This window comes from Streptomyces sp. NPDC012466 (assembly GCF_042955215.1).
In the GTDB taxonomy this organism is placed as follows: Bacteria; Actinomycetota; Actinomycetes; order Streptomycetales; family Streptomycetaceae; genus Streptomyces.
This window is the reverse complement of sequence record NZ_JBIBEQ010000004.1, coordinates 668,181-685,747: the sequence shown is the minus strand read 5'-3', so window position 1 is coordinate 685,747 and position 17,567 is coordinate 668,181. Positions and strand designations below refer to the sequence as shown.

At 68.0% G+C, this 17,567-nt stretch carries 18 protein-coding genes and 4 pseudogenes; 12 read left to right on the top strand and 10 right to left on the bottom strand.

Annotation, left to right across the window (positions count from 1 at the left end):
• Nucleotides 1-116: 116 nt before the first annotated feature.
• Nucleotides 117-374 (top strand): annotated as a pseudogene (locus tag ACFY9E_RS19100) (transposase); the annotation flags it as partial.
• 508 nt (nt 375-882) lie between these two features.
• Complete coding sequence (locus tag ACFY9E_RS19095) at nt 883-1,290, top strand: hypothetical protein (protein WP_390985086.1); 408 nt, start codon at nt 883-885, stop codon at nt 1,288-1,290.
• Nucleotides 1,291-1,361: 71 nt separating this feature from the next.
• On the opposite strand, the gene istB is transcribed toward ACFY9E_RS19095, so the two are convergent.
• The gene (gene istB / locus ACFY9E_RS19090) at nt 1,362-2,063 is read right to left on the bottom strand and encodes an IS21-like element helper ATPase IstB (RefSeq protein ID WP_390985083.1); all 702 of its coding nucleotides are present in this window, start codon (nt 2,061-2,063) and stop codon (nt 1,362-1,364) included.
• Between the two features lie 178 nt (nt 2,064-2,241).
• On the opposite strand from istB, the gene ACFY9E_RS19085 reads away from it, so the two are divergent.
• Nucleotides 2,242-2,532 carry a hypothetical protein gene (locus ACFY9E_RS19085; protein ID WP_390985081.1) on the top strand — a complete coding sequence of 97 codons (291 nt, stop codon included), beginning with the start codon at nt 2,242-2,244 and terminating at the stop codon, nt 2,530-2,532.
• A 613-nt stretch (nt 2,533-3,145) separates the two neighbouring features.
• Here the strand turns inward: ACFY9E_RS19085 and ACFY9E_RS19080 are convergent.
• Both ACFY9E_RS19080 and ACFY9E_RS19075 read right to left on the bottom strand, forming a co-directional pair.
• Nucleotides 3,146-3,463, bottom strand: a complete 318-nt coding sequence (locus ACFY9E_RS19080; RefSeq protein WP_390985078.1) for a WD40 repeat domain-containing protein — start codon at nt 3,461-3,463, stop codon at nt 3,146-3,148.
• Between the two features lie 138 nt (nt 3,464-3,601).
• Nucleotides 3,602-4,669 carry a WD40 repeat domain-containing protein gene (locus ACFY9E_RS19075; protein ID WP_390985076.1) on the bottom strand — a complete coding sequence of 356 codons (1,068 nt, stop codon included), beginning with the start codon at nt 4,667-4,669 and terminating at the stop codon, nt 3,602-3,604.
• Between ACFY9E_RS19075 and ACFY9E_RS19070 the strand changes: the two are divergent.
• Nucleotides 4,637-5,041 (top strand): annotated as a pseudogene (locus ACFY9E_RS19070) (IS6 family transposase); the annotation flags it as partial. The gene ACFY9E_RS19075 and the pseudogene ACFY9E_RS19070 sit on opposite strands and share 33 nt — an antisense overlap.
• A 40-nt stretch (nt 5,042-5,081) precedes the next feature.
• Here the strand turns inward: ACFY9E_RS19070 and ACFY9E_RS19065 are convergent.
• Nucleotides 5,082-5,507, bottom strand: a complete 426-nt coding sequence (locus tag ACFY9E_RS19065; RefSeq protein WP_390985074.1) for a hypothetical protein — start codon at nt 5,505-5,507, stop codon at nt 5,082-5,084.
• 176 nt (nt 5,508-5,683) lie between these two features.
• Here ACFY9E_RS19065 and ACFY9E_RS19060 point away from each other — a divergent pair, with 176 nt between their 5' ends.
• From ACFY9E_RS19060 to ACFY9E_RS19045, 4 genes are all read left to right on the top strand, one after another.
• A complete protein-coding gene (locus ACFY9E_RS19060) occupies nt 5,684-6,862 on the top strand; it encodes a histidine kinase (RefSeq protein ID WP_390985072.1) in 1,179 nt (392 codons plus the stop codon).
• Nucleotides 6,863-6,870: 8 nt separating this feature from the next.
• Entirely contained in the window at nt 6,871-7,554 is a 684-nt protein-coding gene (locus ACFY9E_RS19055; RefSeq protein WP_390985069.1) for a response regulator, read from the top strand.
• A gap of 150 nt (nt 7,555-7,704) precedes the next feature.
• Nucleotides 7,705-7,977 carry a hypothetical protein gene (locus ACFY9E_RS19050; protein ID WP_390985067.1) on the top strand — a complete coding sequence of 91 codons (273 nt, stop codon included), beginning with the start codon at nt 7,705-7,707 and terminating at the stop codon, nt 7,975-7,977.
• Nucleotides 7,978-8,000: 23 nt separating this feature from the next.
• Nucleotides 8,001-10,148, top strand: coding sequence for an MMPL family transporter (locus tag ACFY9E_RS19045; RefSeq protein WP_390985064.1), 2,148 nt, complete (start codon nt 8,001-8,003; stop codon nt 10,146-10,148).
• 632 nt (nt 10,149-10,780) lie between these two features.
• Here the strand turns inward: ACFY9E_RS19045 and ACFY9E_RS19040 are convergent.
• A complete protein-coding gene (locus tag ACFY9E_RS19040) occupies nt 10,781-11,464 on the bottom strand; it encodes a DUF6461 domain-containing protein (RefSeq protein ID WP_390985061.1) in 684 nt (227 codons plus the stop codon).
• A gap of 612 nt (nt 11,465-12,076) precedes the next feature.
• Nucleotides 12,077-12,244: a transposase gene (locus tag ACFY9E_RS19035; RefSeq protein ID WP_390985059.1), complete on the bottom strand. Its 168-nt coding sequence runs from the start codon at nt 12,242-12,244 to the stop codon at nt 12,077-12,079.
• Nucleotides 12,245-12,794: 550 nt separating this feature from the next.
• Here ACFY9E_RS19035 and ACFY9E_RS19030 point away from each other — a divergent pair.
• Nucleotides 12,795-13,196, top strand: a complete 402-nt coding sequence (locus ACFY9E_RS19030; protein WP_390985057.1) for a DUF6336 family protein — start codon at nt 12,795-12,797, stop codon at nt 13,194-13,196.
• A gap of 24 nt (nt 13,197-13,220) precedes the next feature.
• On the opposite strand, the pseudogene ACFY9E_RS19025 reads toward ACFY9E_RS19030, so the two are convergent.
• Together ACFY9E_RS19025 and ACFY9E_RS19020 are read right to left on the bottom strand one after the other, a co-directional pair.
• A pseudogene (locus tag ACFY9E_RS19025) lies at nt 13,221-14,457 on the bottom strand (IS701 family transposase).
• A gap of 261 nt (nt 14,458-14,718) precedes the next feature.
• On the bottom strand, nt 14,719-15,612 hold the full coding sequence (locus tag ACFY9E_RS19020) for an alpha/beta fold hydrolase (protein ID WP_390985055.1): 894 nt from the start codon (nt 15,610-15,612) through the stop codon (nt 14,719-14,721).
• An 84-nt stretch (nt 15,613-15,696) separates the two neighbouring features.
• Between ACFY9E_RS19020 and ACFY9E_RS19015 the strand changes: the two genes are divergently transcribed.
• The gene (locus tag ACFY9E_RS19015) at nt 15,697-16,284 is read left to right on the top strand and encodes an ABATE domain-containing protein (protein ID WP_390985053.1); all 588 of its coding nucleotides are present in this window, start codon (nt 15,697-15,699) and stop codon (nt 16,282-16,284) included.
• Nucleotides 16,285-16,492: 208 nt separating this feature from the next.
• Here the strand turns inward: ACFY9E_RS19015 and ACFY9E_RS19010 are convergent, their stop codons facing one another.
• On the bottom strand, nt 16,493-16,651 hold the full coding sequence (locus ACFY9E_RS19010; protein WP_390985051.1) for a hypothetical protein: 159 nt from the start codon (nt 16,649-16,651) through the stop codon (nt 16,493-16,495).
• Nucleotides 16,652-16,721: 70 nt separating this feature from the next.
• Between ACFY9E_RS19010 and ACFY9E_RS19005 the strand changes: the two genes are divergently transcribed.
• Together ACFY9E_RS19005 and ACFY9E_RS19000 are read left to right on the top strand one after the other, a co-directional pair.
• Nucleotides 16,722-16,871, top strand: a complete 150-nt coding sequence (locus tag ACFY9E_RS19005) for a hypothetical protein (protein ID WP_390985048.1) — start codon at nt 16,722-16,724, stop codon at nt 16,869-16,871.
• Between the two features lie 7 nt (nt 16,872-16,878).
• Complete coding sequence (locus ACFY9E_RS19000; RefSeq protein WP_390985046.1) at nt 16,879-17,247, top strand: hypothetical protein; 369 nt, start codon at nt 16,879-16,881, stop codon at nt 17,245-17,247.
• Between the two features lie 21 nt (nt 17,248-17,268).
• Here ACFY9E_RS19000 and ACFY9E_RS18995 read toward each other — a convergent pair.
• Nucleotides 17,269-17,400 (bottom strand): annotated as a pseudogene (locus ACFY9E_RS18995) (AAA family ATPase); the annotation flags it as partial.
• Nucleotides 17,401-17,567: the final 167 nt, after the last annotated feature.

The window sequence follows — 17,567 nt, the reverse complement described above, 5'->3', positions numbered from 1 at the left end:
GCGACCACAGTTCATCCGAGACGATCCACGGACGCGACTCCCTCTTTCCCACGACCAGACCAACGAGCAACCAAGCCGACAGTCACATGATCAACAGCTTCTGTTAGGACCTCTTAGCCGACCGCGGCTACGACCACGACAAATTCCGACGACTCCTGCGGCAACGCGGCATCCGGCCCGCGATCGCCGAGCGAGGACGACCGCAGGGCACGGGCCTGGGCATCTTCCGCTGGGTCGTCGAACGCACCATCTCCTGGCTGCACGGCTTCCGCCGTCTGCGCTTCCGCTGGGAGAGACGCGACGACATCCACGAAGCCTTCCTCGGCCTCGCCATCTGCCTGATCACCCACCGGCACGTCCGACGCCTTTGTTAGGGCCTCTTAAACCCAGCACCCGACCGCGCCGCGCTGGCGGATACCGCTCGCGGCGCTGGTTGAACGCGGTGATGACCGCTCCAAAGACGTCGACTGGTTGTCCGAGACTCGGCTGGCCGCGGACCCCGATCTCACGCAGACCGTCATGACTCGTTGAGCGCGGCGGCCATCTTCGCGCGGGCCGCGTGGGCGCGGGCGAGGGCTTCGTCGGGGTTGGGGCGTTCTTCCGGGGTGCTCATGCGACTCCTCCTGTGGTCCGGCCCGGTGTGTGCTGGGGGCCTGTGAACGATCGCGTATTTCCCCAGGGGTAAGTTCAGGTAATTCCCCACACTCATGACTGAGACGGCTCTCGAGGAGGACTCCGACGGGTGGCAGAATCGGCGCGTGATCACTCGGCTCGGTCGAGTGGCACCCCCAAAGGGCCTGACGGACGGAATGAGAGTTGAGGCGTGCGTTGATTCGCGTGGCGCGAGGAGCCACCGGGTTCTGGGGGCACGACGATGCCCCGTTGCCTCAGGTGGACGTAGTAGCCTTCAAAACCGCCTGCCATGCCGTGGCCCGATCGATTCGGGGCACGGTCGCCGAAGTGGCGCCCGCCGGAGTCACGCCGAACTTCCATGCGGCTCTGATTACCGCCCCGGGCATTCGGTCGAGCGTCCTGTGCCACGAGGTACTCCCGGCTGTTGCCTTTGCGGCGAGTCCACCGCAGTCAGGTGTGCCCCTGACGAACTTCGCCTGCACACCGGCCTGGGCGGACGCATTTGAGCGGGGCGGCTTCCGGCTGCTGGACGTCGAGGAACTGAGCACACCGTTGGCGACGGCTGACACCAGCGAGCTCACCGAAGCAGAGCTGGAACAGGTGCGTTACTGGCGTCCCAGCACAGTCGGCGAGCTGATGTTCAACTGGTGGGACTGATCCCGGTCACTTGATCGAGGGCTTGTCAGTGCAGTTCTTAGGGCACTTGTTCGGGCGGTAGCTGGGGCCGTTCATGATGAGACCTGATGGCTGGTATCGATCAGCCGGTCCAAGAGCGACTCGGCGACGACGGGGTTAGGAAAGAGGGGATACCAGTCGCTGGGCGCCCGGTTGCTGGTGATGATCAGAGACCTTCCCTGCCGCTCGCTGACCAGCTCGTAGAGGTCGTCCGCCTGGGCGGCGGACATCTGACGCATCGCGAAGTCGTCCAGGATGAGCACGTCGGGGCGAACGAGTTCGCGGATCCGCTTCTCCCAGGTGCGGTCCGCGTGACCACCGGCCAGGTCGGCGAGAATGCGGCTGGTCTTGGCGAAGCGAACGTGGGCGCCCTGACGGACGGCGAGGTGGCCGAGGGCCTGGGCGATGTGGGTCTTGCCGACGCCCACCGGTCCGAAGAGGATGACCGACTCGCCGGCGTGAAGCCAGCGCAGGGCTCCCAGGTCACGGATCTGGGCCGCAGGCAGTTTCGAGGAGGCGGTGAAGTCGAACTCCTCCAACGTGACCTGTTGCTCGAACTTGGCTCGCTGCAGGCGACGTTGGAAGGCGACAGTCTCACGGCGGGTGATCTCGTCCTGGCAGAGGACCTGGAGGAAGTCGAGGTGGCCGAGTTCTCCGCCGTGGGCCTGGGCCAGGCGGGCGTCGAGGGTTTCCAGCATGCCGGACAGTCGCAGGGCCTTGAGTGACTCCCGCAGGGCGGCGTCCATCACGGTCATCGGGTTTCCACCTCGGTTTCGTCGTGGACCTGGTCGTTGTGGTCGTCGTCCGTGGTGTCGGGGGTCGCGACGGTGGCGAAGAGTCGAGCGGGGCCGTGGAGGAAGGCCGCGGCTCCGGCGTCCCCACTGGTCTCGGGAGCCCACCCCTGACACCGCGAAGACGATCAGCGTCCTCGGCTTGGAGGACACCGACCCGGGTCGCACCGACCGGCTGACCCTGCGACGCCTCGAAGAATGGCGGGCCGCCCGCACCGAGATCCCTGCCGAGGAACTCCGCTTGCGCCTCGGCGACTTCGTCACGACGATGCAGGACGTGATCGCCTCGCTGCCCCAGCGCGCGGGCGAGTTCCAGCTGAACGAGGTGACGTTCAGCGCGGAGGTGAGCGCGAAGGGAACGGTGTCCCTACTCGGGTCCGGCGGCGAACTGGCAGGGCAGGCAGGGATCACCTTCACCTTCACCCGAGGCTGAGCCGACCGTCCCTCCCGCCCTGTGCGCCGAATGGCTCCACGACCATGAGGGACCGAGGTTCGCCTGGGGGTATTCCTGTCCAACACCAAGACCAGGCGCAGCAAGATCACCGCCGACAAACTCCAGCAGCTCCCCGCCCTCGGACTGGACTGGGCGGGCAGGGTAGCTGTGTGGGAGGCTGCCTCAGGGGCCGCGCCGGACACGCAGACGGCACGGCCCCCCTGCGCGGTGCGCGGCCTTCCCCGCGCGGTGTGAGGCCGGCTGAGGCCGGCGGGCAAGCACCTCGGGTTGCGCGACGCGGGACCAGCCGCCGGTGTCGATCTCGTCATGTGCCGGAACACCCCCGCATCGGCGGGGAGGACTGGACGAGAAGGTCGATCAGAGGATCTACGACCGGAACACCTCCGCGTCCGCGGGGATGTTCCGTTCTGCACGTATGTGGCGCCCTGCTCGATGTGGTCCACTCCGCCGACGCGAGGGTGTTCCCAGACGCATGGCGACGTCCTCCCCGCCGACGGGTGGGGCTTCGGAACGCCATGACCAACCTGCGCACGTTGAATGTCAGGTCAGCGTGCTCTTACCGGTCAGTTGACGTTCGCCAGCAATCGGATGTTCAGCAAGTCCGTCGATACCCGATGCCACGGACGTGTGTGCGCCATTCGTCTGGGGTCAGGCCTCCCCCGGCGCGGTCGCATGCAAGGGTGGCCGCCTGGCCCGTGGTGATGTCGTATCTCCGCAGCGGTACGTGCTCGCCTGCCGCGTAGAGTGTCCTGCTGTCGGGGCTGAAAGCGAGGTCCAGGAGGGTTGTTCCTGCCGTAGGGAGGGCAGAGCCCATGGGGCGGCTGGAGTCTGTATCCCATAGCCGCAGGGTGCCGTCATGGCCCGCGGTGGCCAGGGTGCGCCCGTCTGGGGAGAACGCCAGTGCCGACACGTGCCGGGGCTTGCCGTCACCGGCTGGAGACGCGGGAAGGATGCCGAGAGGCTCGTCGGCGTTGCCACACGGTGACCTGACCGGATTCGTCGCCTGCTGCGAGGTATCTGCCGTCCGGGCTGAATGCCAGTGCCGTGGTCATGCCGGAGGTGAGAGCACGGCGTGTGATCCGTCCGGAAGGCAGGTCGAGGAACTGGTCATGGTTGGTCGCCAGGATGCGTTCGGCGGGTCTGATCGCCAGGGTTTCGCCACCGATGCCGGGGGTTCGCGGGTCATGTTCCCGGTGCGCAGGTTCCAGAACTCGAGCCGTTCGTCCTCTGGCATGCGGGAGACCATCAGCGACGTCCCGTCCGGGTGGCAGGCAATTCCGTTGACGGCATTTGCGGGAAGGCTCGGGTTTTCGGGGTTGGTTCGCGTCACCGTCAGTGACTTGGTCATGCGGTGGGCCGGGACTTCCCACAGGAACAGCTTCTCCCGTGGGACTGAGTTTGTGGGGTGGCTGACGCCGTAGGCGAGGAGGCGTCCGTCGAGGCGGAAGGCCATGTGCACTGGGCAGGGCGCCGGATTTTGCCGACCATCGGGGAAAGTCGGGCAGGCTGCCGACGGCGGGCCGGCCAGGTGACGGCTGTTACGGCCGTCGAGCAACTGGATCTGCGTCCGGCCGGTGTCGGTGTCCTGATGGGCGATGGCTAGTGTGCCGCCGTCCGGGCTGAAGGAGGCAGATGCGGCGGGCTGGCTGCGCCAGCGGGAGTCGACGACGCCGTCGAGGGAGAGGGAGCGCACCACGGTCTGGGAGCTACCCGCGAAATAGCGGATGCGGCGCTCTTCCACGTCCAGTCTGAGGTCACTGATCGTTTCCTCGGGGAGCGGGTGCCGAAAGACGGGTGCTGCGGGCGCGTCGGTGCGCCACAAGAGGATCTCGTCGAGGTCTGCGGCGGCGAGGAACCTGCCGTCCGGGCTGAATTCGAGATCTTCCAGTCCCTCGTGCTCAAGCTTTGGCAGTTCCAGCCCGGAAGCGATGTCCCATCTGCGGATACCTGTCGGGTCGCGCAGGATCAGGTGTCGGCTGTCGGGGGTGAACTGGAAGTCCTTCTTGGAGCAGTTGGCGGGGTACTGCCACGTTGGCTGACCGGCGGGATGATCTTCGGGTCGATCAAGCTGGGAGGGTCGTCCGTGGGCAGTGCGTCGCTGTCGTACAAGGGGCACCGGTACCCGGTCGAGGTGATCTCCCACTGCGTGTGGCTGTACTTCCGGTTCCCGCTCAGCTTCCGTGAGGTCGAGGAGTTGATGCTTGAGCGCGACGTGATCGTCTCCTACGAGACCATCCGCCGCTGGGGCGTGAAGTTCGGGCAGGAGTACGCCAATTCGCTGCGCCGCCGCCGGCCCCGGCCTTGTGGCAAGTGGCACCTGGCCGAGGTCCTCATCAAGATCAACGGTGAGCGGAAGTACCTCTGACGGGCCGTCGACCAGGACAGCATGACGCTGGACATCCTGGTGCAGAAACGGCGGGACAAGACCGCGGCCAGGCGATTCTTCCGCCGTCTGGTGAAAAGGACCCGTATGGTGCCGCGGGTGGTGGGCCCGCCATGTGACTCCTGTCCAGTCCAGGGGCTCGCACTCAGCGGCGGATGACATGCACCCTGCGCAGCCCCATCGCGCAGGCTCCGCAGAAGGCTCCCCAGGCGGCGTTGACGAGGAAGAGCGGGACGATCGCCTGGGGCTGGGCAAGGGGGCCCTGGAGTTTTCCGGTCAGGAGTGGTGAGAGGACCGCGCTCAGGACCAGGGCGGCCAGCGCGTACGCCACGCCGGTGACCACGAGGGTCAGAAGCGGGTCGCGTACGCGGCTGAGACCGACCGCGAGGATCCAGGTCAGTGTGATGGCCAGGGTGAGGATCAGCGGGGTCAGGGGTTTACCGAGAGCGTCGCTCCAGCCGGCGATGGAGAACAGAGGCCGGACGAGCGCGACGGCGGTCAGAGCGGCTACCAGCGGCCGGTTCACGCCGCGCAGGCGCCGGACGATCGGGAGACTGGGATCTGCGTTCACGGCTCCATGGTCGGCAGAGGGATACCGCCCGGGCGTCGGTCTGCGGCGGACACCTGCCGTACCCCATTGGTTGTGGCTCCGGTGCGGGTGCGTACCACGGTGGTTGCGAGGCGGAGCCCGCGCGATTCCGCCACGCGGAGGAGGGCGCCGGGGGCACGGCCGCTTACGCTGGCGGCATGGCCCTCGGTGCTGTCCCACGTCTCCGGCCGCGCCCGCCGCACGGCCGTGCGGCAGATGCCGCCCTGGCCTGCGGGGTCTTCGTGCCGGTGGCGGTGGGCAGTCTGAGGTCGCTCATCGGTGAGCGGGAGGAGTCCTGGTCGGCGACCGTCGTCGGCTGGACACTGATCATCGCCGCCTGCGCGGCGCTGTACCTGTGCCGCCGCCGTCCCGTGGTCGTCGCCGCGTTTGTGCTGGCCGCCACGGCCGCCTACTACCTCGTCAGCGTCTACGACGGTCCTCTCATGGTCGCGTTCGTCGTCGCGCTCTACGTGGTCGCCGCCCGTGGACACCTCCAGGCGGCCATCGCTCTGGCGGCGCTGACCGTGATCGCGACTGGCATCGGCACACTCGCGGGAAACCACGACGTCAATGGTGTCGCCGTGTTCATGCTGACGGGATGGCTGGTCGGAGTGGTCGCACTCGGCTGGGTGCGACACAACCGCCTGGCCCTCGCCCGGGAGAGCGAGGAGCGCGCCGCGACTGAGGAGCGGCTGCGCATCGCACGTGAACTGCATGATGTCGTGGGCCATCACCTCTCGCTCATCAACGTCCAGTCCGGCGCTGCCCTGCGCCGCCTGCGCAAGAACCCGGCCAAGGGTGCACAGAGCGCGCAGGACGCGCTGGGAGCGATCAAAAGCACCAGCCGGGACGCCCTGCGGGAGCTGCGGGCGACTCTCGGGGTGCTGCGGCAGGTCGACGAGCAGGCGCCCGTCGCGCCCACGGCTGGACTGGACCGTCTCGGCGAGCTGGTGGCATCCGCACGGCTCGCCGGACTTGACGTCCGTGTGCGGTTCAGCGGCGAGCGGGAGCAGTTGCCCACCGAGGTGGACCTGGCCACGTACCGCATCATTCAGGAGTCGCTCACCAACGCGAGCCGCCACGCCCACGCGACAGTCGTCACCGTCGGCATCCATCGCGAGGCGCGTCAGGTAACGGTCGAGGTCACCGACAACGGGCAGGGACCGGCGGTCGCGGACGGCGGAACGCCGGGCAACGGCATCCGCGGGATGCGCGAGCGGGCCCATGCGCTGGGCGGCGAACTGACCGCGGGGCCCGGGCCGGACGGCGGATTCACCGTACGGGGCCGGATTCCCTGCACGAACTCCTCTACGAACGGAGCGCGTTCCCCGTCATGAGTCAGGCCGTGATCAAGATTCTTCTGGCGGACGACCAGCGCCTGGTGCGTGCCGGGTTCCGTTCGATCCTCGAGGACGAGGACGACTTCGAGGTGGTCGGTGAGGCGGGCGACGGCGAGCAGGCCGTGACCTCCTGCCACACGCTGCGTCCCGATGTGGTGCTCATGGACATCCGCATGCCGGGCGTCGACGGTCTTCAGGCGACCCGGCAGATCGCCGGTGATCCTCGTCTCGCCGACGTCACGGTGGTCATCCTGACCACCTTCGACCTCGACGACTACGTGTACGGCGCGCTGCGCGCCGGTGCCACCGGCTTCCTGGTCAAGGACACCGAGCCGGAGGAACTGGTGCACGCCGTACGGGTGGCGGCGCGTGGCGACGCGCTGATCAGCCCCTCCGTCACACGCCGGCTGATCGCGGAGTTCGCCGTACGGGTCCAGGCACCTGAGCCCGGTCCGCGCCTCAAGGCCCTCACCGACCGCGAGCGGGAGGTCATGGAGCTGGTCGCCGCCGGCCTGACCAACGACGAGATCGCGGCCCGCCTCGTCCTCAGCCCTGCCACGGCCAAGACCCACGTCAGCCGCATCATGACCAAAGTGGGCGCCCGTGACCGTTCCCAACTGGTGGTCATGGCATACGAGTCCGGCATGGTTCGCCCGGGCTGGCTGAACGGTCGGCCACCACCGGCATAGCCGGTCGGCCACCACCGGTAGAGCCGGAACGCGGCGGCGGACAACCGACCAGCGGTGTAGGCCGGGCGCCGAGACCGCAACCGGCGGGGTAGGCAGGTGCCCGCTGCAGGCCGATGCGCCGTGGCATGCCGCAGCCGGACCCTGCGAGACATGAGTACACGCTCCCCTGCCCACCCGCCTTACGCCAAGGCCCCGGCCGCCCTCGTCGGCCTCCTCGCCGGCGGCGCCGCCGGTTTCCTGTTGACCGAGACCGTGGGCGCCTTCTCCGCCTTCGTACTCGGCCGCGCGCTCGACGTGGCCGGCACCGGCGGCGTGCTGCTGGCCGCCTTCGTCGCCGTGCCGTTGATCTGCGCCGTGCTCGGTGCGGTCATCGCCGTCCGCCGCACCGAGCAGAACCACCGCTCCCACCACCGAGGCCGGTGAAAGCCATGTCACCAGCACGCGACATGATCGCGATTACCGGTCCCACCACCGACCGGGCGGGTATCTTCGGACGTCTGGCCCTGTGGTCCCAGCGCCACCGTTGGACCGCTCTGCTCCTATGGATCCTCGCCGTCGCGGTCCTCGCCGTCGGTGCCCAGAGCGCGGGCAGCGCCTACCGCAACGACTTCACCCTGCCCGGCACCGACTCCCAGGCCACCGCTGACCTGTTGAAGCGGCACGGCTCCGCGCAGGCGGGCGGCAGTGTCCAGATCGTCTTCCAGAACAGCAACGGACTGAGCGGTGATCGCCCGGCCATCGTGCGGACCCTCGACCGGGTGCGCGGCCTGCCCGGTGTCGCCGACGTCCGCAGCCCCTACGCGGACGCCTCCGCCGTCTCCGATGACGGCACCATCGGCTATGCCACCGTCGTCTTGGACGCCAAGGCCGAGGACGTCCCCGAAGAGGACGTCGTGCGGATCGTCGACACCGCCAAGTCGGCCGGCCAGGACGGACTGCGGGTCGAGCTCGGCGGGGACGCGGTGCGCGCAGCCGAGGAGGAGAGCGGCGGGGGCGCCGAAGGCGCGGGCATGCTCGCCGCCCTGGTCATCCTCGTACTGCTCTTCGGATCGGTGGTGGCTGCCGCGCTGCCGCTGGTCACCGCGCTGTTCGCGGTCGGCGGCGCGATCGGTCTGATCATGCTGGCCTCCCACGTCGTCACCGTCGCCGACTTCACTCCGCCGATCATGATGCTGGTCGGCCTCGGTGTCGGCGTCGACTACGCGCTGCTGATCTTCCACCGCTACCGGCACGAACTCACCCGGGGCGCGGACCGGCAGACCGCCACCCGGACCGCCCTGGATGCCGCGGGCCGTACGGTTTTCTTCGCCGGGTGCACCGTCATCATCGCCCTGCTCGGCCTGGTCGCCCTGGGCCTCGGCTCCCTCCAGGGGGTGGCCGTCGCCGTCGCGCTGACCGTCCTGGTCACCATGGCCACCTCGCTGACTCTGCTGCCCGCTCTCCTCGCGCTCTTCGGCGACCGCATGCAGCGGCACGTACTCACGCGCTCCGCCAAGGCCCAAGCCAAGGGCAGGGAAAAGGGCGGGCGCTGGCGGCGGCTGGCCTCCGGCGTGCAGCGGCGCCCTCTGCCCGCCCTGCTGACGGCCGTCATGGCCCTCCTGGCCCTGTCCGCCCCGGCTCTAGGCATGCGCCTCGGCTTCGCCGACGCGGGCAACGACCCTGCATCGTCCACCAGCCGCAGGGCCTACGACCTGCTGGCCGAGGGCTTCGGAGCCGGCTTCAACGGTCCCCTGCTCGCAGTCAGCCGGGGCGACACCGATGCCGCCGAGCAACTGCGGACCACCCTGACCGCTACCGAGGGCATCGCCGCCGCCACACCACCGCTGCCTTCCACGGACGGCACCGTGTTCACCGTCATCGCCTTTCCCACGACCTCACCACAGGACGCGAGCACCGCCGCCCTCGTTCACACCCTGCGCGACGATGTCCTGCCCCGGCTCGCCGAACGCACCGGCGCCGACTACCTGGTCGGCGGGCCCACCGCGGCCGCCCAGGACTTCGCCGACTCCGTCTCGGCCCGGATACCGCTCTTCGTCGCCATCGTCGTCGGTCTGTCCGCGCTGCTGCTCATGCTGGTCTTCCGTTCCGTCCTGATCCCCCTCAAGGCCGCCCTGCTCAACCTCCTGTCGATCGCCGCCGCGCTCGGCGTGATCACCCTGGTCTTCCAGCACGGCTCGTTCGGTGTGCAGCCGGGGCCGGTCGAGGCGTTCATCCCTGTGATGATCTTCGCGATCGTCTTCGGGCTCTCCATGGACTACGAGGTGTTCCTCATCTCCCGCATCCATGAGGAATGGGAGGCGACACACGACCACTCGCTCGCGGTCCGTGAGGGCCTGGCAACCACGGGCAAGGTCATCACAGCCGCGGCGGCCATCATGATCGTGGTCTTCGCCGCCTTCGTACTCAGCCCCGATCGCATGCTCCAGCAGTTCGGTCTCGGCCTCGCAGTCGCCGTCTTCCTCGACGCCGTGGTGATCCGCTGCCTGATCGTCCCGGCCGTGATGCAACTCTTCGGCACCCGCGCCTGGTGGCTGCCCGCCCCACTGGCCCGACACCTGCCGAAGGTGGCACTGGAACGTCCGACCATCGGGTGACCGGAGACGGACGGGGCTCACTTATAACGCTATGGGGAGGGTCTGACGATCAGGGCTGAACTGCGGAAACAGGGCGCATGGACAGACATAGGGGCAGTGATCCTGCCGACGGGCCGTACCCAGTCGACCAGCTCACCCACGTCCGTGGTACTCGGGAAGGCCACGTCCCCGCCCCGCAGGGAGGAGACACCGATCATTGGGCCGGTGCGACCGCCCTCGCGCCACGCATCCTCGATCTGGGCGAGCAACTCCAACGAGGGCACGCGGAGGTCCGCCAGGAACGGCAGAAGGCTTGTCTGCAGGTGATGGACATGTACGCCGTCTTCAACAGCGAATCCGTCCGGCGGCGCGAAGAAATGGAGGCGGGCACAGTGCTGGACGAGGCGTCGCTCCAGTCCTATGCGGATCACTCCATTAATCTCATCCCGCGTGCAGCCACTTGCGCTCCTGGGACCTGACGCCGTCCAGATCGCAGGTGGCACCCTGCGGCGCATTCCTCGCGTTGGCCCGCAGCATTTTCTGCCGGAGGCGACTCAAGAATGCCAGATCATGATCGCGTCACGAGCTCTCCGGGCTGATCCGCGTTGGCCTGGCCTCGTCGTGGCCCAGGACGGCGAGGGCGATCCTGCCATTCAGGACAGTCCATTTGACGGGCCGAAATCCAGGACGGTCCCGGGCGGAACCGGTCCCTCGCCCGCGTAGTTATCGCCCAGCGATGCCGCTGGTGCGTCGTCCTCGGCGAGCGTCAGGCTGGGCCAGGGCCCGGCGAGCGCTGCGTCGTCCAGGGTGATGCCGAGGTGCTCGAGTACGAGGGCCACCACTGGAGCCATCCCGGCGCCCTCGCCTTCGTGTGCGGCGAGCGCCTCCTCCACCCGATCCCACCAGGGGCCGAACGGTTCGGACCGGCTGTGCTGCATCCCGGGCTCGAAGTACTCGACGCACTCTCCGTCGCGCCAGTACTGGAAGACGTCGATTCCTTCGGTAGTCGCCACGCTGTACGTCTCAGTTCCCCGAGACAACTCCGCGAGCGATTCCTCCCCAAAGCCGATGCTGCCGTCCTCCGCAACGCAGAAGGCCCATTCACCGATCCTGCCGGCCCGCAGCAGCGAGACCGTCCCGTCACCTGATTCGCCCGAGACCAAGTCCGAGGCCGTGTCCCAGTCGAGCAGACGTGCCTGGTTCGGGTCGGCCCCGTACCGGGCGAACACCTCCTCGGGGCCGAGAGCGCGGGTGAAGGTAACGCATAGCCAAGCCCTCGCCCAGTCCAGCGAATCCCCGTCTGCTTGCACGATCTGCCTCCGTCCTCCACCTGGCATTGGCTGCCAGAGTCGAGCTCTCCGTGCTTCCCGCAGTGCGCCAAGCACGCCGGGGAGCCCGGATCATGATGCCTGGTTCATGCGGTGGGATCGGGACCGGGCAGGACACCCAGCGGAATCCTGCCTGGTGAAGTCGATGCGGAAGGGGCCACGAGCGGTTGCACCAGCCCACCTGTCACGCCCGACCAGGACACCTCAACAAGATCCTTTTACGAGCTCGACGGAATTCGTTGACCAGTCGTAACGTGGCTTCCGCCGGGTTGGATTCCCGCGCAGGAGTGCCCACGTCGCCGCCCCTGAGCGTCGGCGCTGACGCGAGCGCACGCATCACCGATGGGGCCCTACCTCCGGCTTCGCCGGGACTCGTACGAAGACGCCTGCAACCGGTTGCTTGACTTCGGGCTCGTCCGGTACGCCAGGCCGGGCACAGTCGACGGCGCCGAGCCTCCGTCCTCATCAGGCCTGAACGTGGCGCTGGCCACGGTGTTCCTCAACGCATGGACTCGTGGTGACCGCTACGAGCCCGACCGCTACCAGGTGACCGACGCAGGCCTGACGCAGGACGCCTTGGAAAAGTGCTTCAAAGAATCCGTACGCCCGGCCCCACGGCCCTTACGCCCTGGGCAAGTCCCGCCACGGAATGCCGGTGCGGACCCTGAACCGTATGCCGTCGATCAGCTGCCGCCTGGCCCACGTCGGCGGCCGTCCGAGCTTCTTACCGTTCGGCAACAGCGGTTCCAGCACCGCCCATTGCGCGTCCGTCAGATCTCCACGTGCCACCAACCAAGATCACCTCACGTTCAAGATCCACTTCCGATACACACCCTAGGCCCCGTAGCTGGGCCCCGGTGAAGCAGCGGAACCTGCACCTCCAACCACCGGACCCCAGCCACACCCCAACGCCCCGCACAACCGGCTTCACCCCTCACAGCAGGAGCGGAGTCACCAGGGGCGTCCCACCCTGACAGACGGGCTCTCCAGTCCAGACCTCGAGGGCTCGGCCACCAGCCTGCTGTTACTCACTTTCGGGTGACCACCCAATCCCCTTCGAGGTGGCGGACCCGGCGGGAAGACGCCACACCCCAGCCCCCGCAAGGCCTGACAGGCTGTCAGCGTGTCAACATCACACAGGAGCGACATACATGGACGCTACATCCGAGAGTCATGGAAAAGTGGACAACAACTAACAAGGTGACGCGTTACCCCGCAACTTATCCACGGCGTGGACAGGCATAGCGGCAGTGCGCACCGGCCGGGGGGAAGCCATTGGGCGGGGGCACCATGTGGTCGAGTTGTGGCTGTTCAGGCCGGGCGGGCTAGGGTGCTGGCCATGGCTTTGGACCAAGACGGCGTGATGCTGCCGCGACTGCGGCCAGCGGAAGTTGCGCGGCGAGGCGTGACCTTCGGCCTGCTGAGCGTGGTGCCCCTCGTGGCGGTGACTTTGACCATCAGTGGCCACAGCAACCGACGAGATTTCCTGTCCGTCGTCAGTGGTGTCGGCCTGTTCGGTGTGATCTTTTTGGTGACCGGTGCCGGCTTCTGGTTGGCCAGCGCGGGAGACATCCGACGCGTGCGGGACTGGCGCACCCTCACGGGCCAGTCCGACTCGGTCACCATTGTGGGTCCGGCGTTCCTGCGCTGCGGGCTGTTTCTCCTGGTCCTCGGAGCTGCCGCTGCTGGGCTCTACCAACTCGTGGACGCTGCGCCTTACGACAGCTGGTTGTACGGCTAGTACTCCAGCTGTAGATCGTGATCTTCATGTCTGGCATGCGGCTTGTCGCCGGTAATGACTGGTGCGGGATCGGGCCTGATGGCGGCGCCGCCAGTCGGACCAGCAGAGTCGGTGGGCCATGTCGTGCAGCGGCTGGACGATAACCGTGATGAACAGGCGCTGGATCTCATTGCAGGACAGCGGGACCAGGTCGGCTGGCCCGGGACGGTGGGCGTGTTCGTCTGCGCGGACGACCGCGAGGAAGGCGTGGGCAAGCATCGCCAGGGTGACCCAGCGGGCCCAGGAGGGGTAGCGGCGGACCTGGTGCTCGTCGAGTCCCGCCAGCCCCTTCCCGGTCTGGAAGATCTCCTCCACCCGCCACCTGAAGCCGGCGACCCTGACTAGGGCGGCCAGGGGACCGGCTCGGTGGAATGACAGCGGTAGTAGGCGAGTTCGCCGGTGGTGCGGTTGCGGCGGATCAGCAGCTGACGCCTGCCCGGCACTGAGTCGGCAAGGTCGATGACGGCCCAGTCGTAGAACCGCTGTCCCTTCGCACCGCGTCCGGCTGAGAGCTTCTGCCAGGCCCGCTTCGGAACCTTCTTCACCAGCGCGTTGGCGCGGAAGGTGCCCGCATTGGTGGGCACTTCGGCCGAACAGGCCACCGCGAGGACATACCCGATGCCGCGTTCCTCCAGAGCCGTGCGGAGTTTCGGGTTGTCGCCGTAGACCTCGTCACCGGTGACCCAGTCCACGCGGTGTCCGGCGTCCAGGAACCGTTCGATCATCGTGCGGGCCAGTTCGGGCTTGGTCGCGAAGACGGTGACTTCGCCGAGGCCTGCTGCCCGGCAGCGGTCCGGGTCGCATGTCCAGGAGCGCGGGATGTACAGCTCGCGGTCCACCGCCGCGTGTCCCCGCTCGCCCGCGTAGACGAGGTAGACGGCGACCCGGGAGTTCTCGATCCTCCCGGCGGTGCCGGTGTACTGGCGCTGGACCCCGACGGTATGAGTGCCCTTCTTCAGGTCGCCGGTCTCGTCGACGACCAGCACCGCTTCCTCGGCGTGGAGGTGCTCGACGACCTACTCGCGGACATCGTCGCGGACGGCGTCTGCATCCCAGGAGGCCCGGCACAGCAGGTGCTGCATGCCGTGCGGGCTGGCCTCCCCGGCCCACTCCGCGATCGTCCAGCAGTTCTTGCGCGGCAGGCCGACAGCAGGCCCAGCACCAACCGTCCGGCCCGCAGGCGGGGTTCGTAGCGGGCGAACCGACCCGCGATCCGGCTCATGGCCACCTCGAACGCCGCCCGCCAACGGGCGGGATCTATGCGGTGACCTGCGGCCACCGTCTTTTCGTCAGTCCACACAACTCACGATGATCAACGGTAACCGCACCCGTCTCCGCACCGCGCCACCTGTGACTGAGCGTCCGAGTAGGCCCGTGAGCGTTTGAGTCGCCCGGCTGAGCATCGAAATTGCCCCGCTGGGTCGCCGTCGCCTCGGCTGCCCACGCCTCGGCCCCGGCGGTACGACGAGTGCGAACGGGCCAGTCAGGCCCAGGTGCGGGTGAGGAAGTCGGCGATCAGTAGGGCGATTTCGGGCAAGTGGTCCTCCAGGGCGAAGTGACCGGTGTCGAACAGGTGGAGTTCGGCGTCCGGCAGATCGGAGAGGTAGGCAAGCGCGCCGGGTTCGGGGAAGAACGGGTCGCGGCTGCCCCAGGTGATCAAAGCCGGTGGCCTGTGCTTTCGTAGCCACGCCTGCCATTCGGGGTAGGCGGCGATGTTGCTCTTGTAGTCGTAGGCAAGCGCGCGCTGCGCCTGCTTGCGGCCGGGCAGGTCGAGAAAGTGCTGGTCGAGCAGCCAGCCCTCGGGGGCGATCAGTTCGGGGTCGACGGTGCCGCCCTCATACTGGGCGCGGGTGGCGTCCAGGGTGAACAGATCGAGGACAGCCTGCTCGGCGCCGGGGGTGTCGGGGGTCAGGGCGGTGAACTCGCGGGCTGCTGCCGACAGCCCCTCGGTGTACGCGTTGCCGTTCTGCACGATCAGGCCCGCAACACGATCCGGGCGGCGGAGCGCCAGGCGGAAGCCGACAGGGGCGCCGAAGTCGAAGAGGTACATCGCGAAACGGGTCAGGCCCAGGCGCTCGGTGAAGCGCTCGACGACATCCGCGAGCCGCTCGAAGGAGTAGGTGAACCCGTCCGGGGCGCGGGTGTGTCCGAAGCCCGGGTAGTCGGGGGCGATGAGCCGGTAGTGGCGGCCGAGGGCGTCGATGAGGCGGCGGAACTGGTGCGAGGCGGAGGGAAAGCCGTGCAGGAGCAGCACCACCGGGGCGTCGGGACGCTCGGGCAGGGACTCCCGGTAGAAGACCTCCACCTGATCGACCTCGACGAACCGGTGGACGGTCGGGGCCGGAACAGCGATGCGGGGCGGTGTCGCGGACGTCATGTCACATGCCTCCTGGGCGCAAAGATGCATTAGTCCTAGCCTCGCTGTGACTAACGCGTCAAGCGCGCGATGTAGCATTAGGCCATGGCTGACAGTGCACCGCTGACCGGTGAGGCTCTGGCTCTAGATCTGGTCAACACCTGCCCGGTGGGCGCCTACGAGCGCATGGATCTACTCGCTACCCCGCGGCAGTTGTCCGACTGGCTGACCCTGGAGAGGGACCGCCTCCAGGGAGAGGTCCGGGACACCGCACCGACCCAGGCCGACCTCGCCCCCGTCCAGGCCGTCCGAGCACACACCGAAGCCGCCGTCCGGGCATTGCTGAACGGAACCGAACCCCCCGGGTCCGCCCTGCGCGGACTCACCGAGGCCCAGCGTGGGGCACCACCTGTACGCGAACTCGGCTGGGACGGCACCGCGGTCACCGCCATCTCCCGCCGCACCGGCCCCCTCGGCACCCGCCTCGCCGCACTGCTGGCCGAGGCTGCTGCCGAGCTGCTCAGCGCCCCCGCGATCGGCAGGCTCAAGGAATGCGAGGCCGACGACTGCGTCATGGTTTTCCTGTCGTCACACCCTCGCCGTCGCTGGTGCTCCCCCACCCGCTGCGGCAACCGGACCCGCGTCGCTCGCTACTACCGGCGCCACAACTCGGCCGACGTGTCCCGTACCTGACGGAGACAGCGACCACTCCCACAGATCTGCTCGCTCAAGGTCGAGACCTCGCAGGCCAACACCAGGCACTCAGCCTCACCACTAGCAAGATCACAATCTACAGCTGGAGTACTAGAACTTGCCCTCCACCGGTAGCCGATGAGCGCCTCAGCAGGCCTGAAGTATGCGCCTCTCGGTTTCACCGCCGTCGGTCTCAGCGCTGGCAGAGTTACTTGGACCAGTCCCGGAGTCGCTCCTTCAGGACCAGGTTGTCGGCGCGGTCCACGGTTTGCAGTAGTTGGGCGCACACGGTCGCTTCGGCGGCGAGGCCAGCCGGGGTGTGGAGATGCTGAGCGAGTTCGGCGCCCTCGTCCGTGTGGACGCTCACCGGGTGACGGTGGAGCCCTGCCGGCTGACGGCGACCGACGTCAGCGTGCAGTCAGGCAGCGGTCTGGGCGGTGGCCGCGCTGCTCGCCGAGCAGGGCGAGATCATGGTCGAGAACCTGTATCCGGGGTTCGGGCGCAGTGACTTCGTCGGTGTGCTGGAACGCATGGGGGCCGACATCACCTTCGATACCCGAACCGCCGAGTTCGTCCACGCGGGATGATCCCCTCATGGACAGGGTTGTTGATCTTGATGAGGCGGCTGCGGTTCTGGCTGGCCGGACGGTGGGCTGGAGGTCGGCCGGCCTCGCAGTGAGCCAGGTGACCTGGAGGGATGCCGAGGCGTTGTGGCCGCAGCCTCTGGAGACCGACAGGGCTCGGGTGCACGACCCCGACTCGGTCGGCTTGGGTATCTCTGGTCCGGGAGAGGCCGAGCTGTCGGTTGTGCTGTTCCGGGGTGGCTGGGCCGACGTGAACTTCGTCGCCAGCCTCGACGACGCGGGATCCCTCCCGGTATCGGACATAGCCTCAGCGTCGGACTTCGAGGCCCGGTTGAATCAGTGGGTCGCTCGTGTCTTCGGATTCTGCGGCGGTGCCTAGTGAGTGCTGGGCCGTTTCAGTTCAGCCGGCTGATTGGCGTTCGGCCCGGGCGGCCGGGTTGTGGCGAGGCGGTAGGAGTCAGTGCCGGTCTTGATGATGTTGCCGCCGAAGGTGAGGCGGTCGACGATGGCCGCAGAGGCGGGGGTCGTCACCGCGCCTAGTGTTCGCACCGTGGTGGCCACGCTGGAGTTGTCGAACCCGGCCTCCGTTCGCGGTCTGGAGAACGCAGGCTTCGAGCGAGAGGCAGCGTCGTCACGATCGCAGTCCGACACCCGTAGGGCAGCAGTGAGCGGCTAGGGTCATGGGCCCCTGTCCTGTGT

What these genes read in the sequence shown, in the direction of transcription:
- ACFY9E_RS19050 (WP_390985067.1), top strand. Translation starts at nt 7,705, where the DNA reads ATGAGTACACGCTCCCCTGCCCACCCGCCTTACGCCAAGGCCCCGGCC.
- ACFY9E_RS19000 (WP_390985046.1), top strand. Translation starts at nt 16,879, where the DNA reads ATGGACAGGGTTGTTGATCTTGATGAGGCGGCTGCGGTTCTGGCTGGC.
- istB (WP_390985083.1), bottom strand. Translation starts at nt 2,063, where the DNA reads ATGACCGTGATGGACGCCGCCCTGCGGGAGTCACTCAAGGCCCTGCGA.
- ACFY9E_RS19030 (WP_390985057.1), top strand. Translation starts at nt 12,795, where the DNA reads ATGGCTTTGGACCAAGACGGCGTGATGCTGCCGCGACTGCGGCCAGCG.
- ACFY9E_RS19040 (WP_390985061.1), bottom strand. Translation starts at nt 11,464, where the DNA reads ATGCCAGGTGGAGGACGGAGGCAGATCGTGCAAGCAGACGGGGATTCG.
- ACFY9E_RS19020 (WP_390985055.1), bottom strand. Translation starts at nt 15,612, where the DNA reads ATGACGTCCGCGACACCGCCCCGCATCGCTGTTCCGGCCCCGACCGTC.
- ACFY9E_RS19060 (WP_390985072.1), top strand. Translation starts at nt 5,684, where the DNA reads ATGGCCCTCGGTGCTGTCCCACGTCTCCGGCCGCGCCCGCCGCACGGC.
- ACFY9E_RS19045 (WP_390985064.1), top strand. Translation starts at nt 8,001, where the DNA reads ATGATCGCGATTACCGGTCCCACCACCGACCGGGCGGGTATCTTCGGA.
- ACFY9E_RS19015 (WP_390985053.1), top strand. Translation starts at nt 15,697, where the DNA reads ATGGCTGACAGTGCACCGCTGACCGGTGAGGCTCTGGCTCTAGATCTG.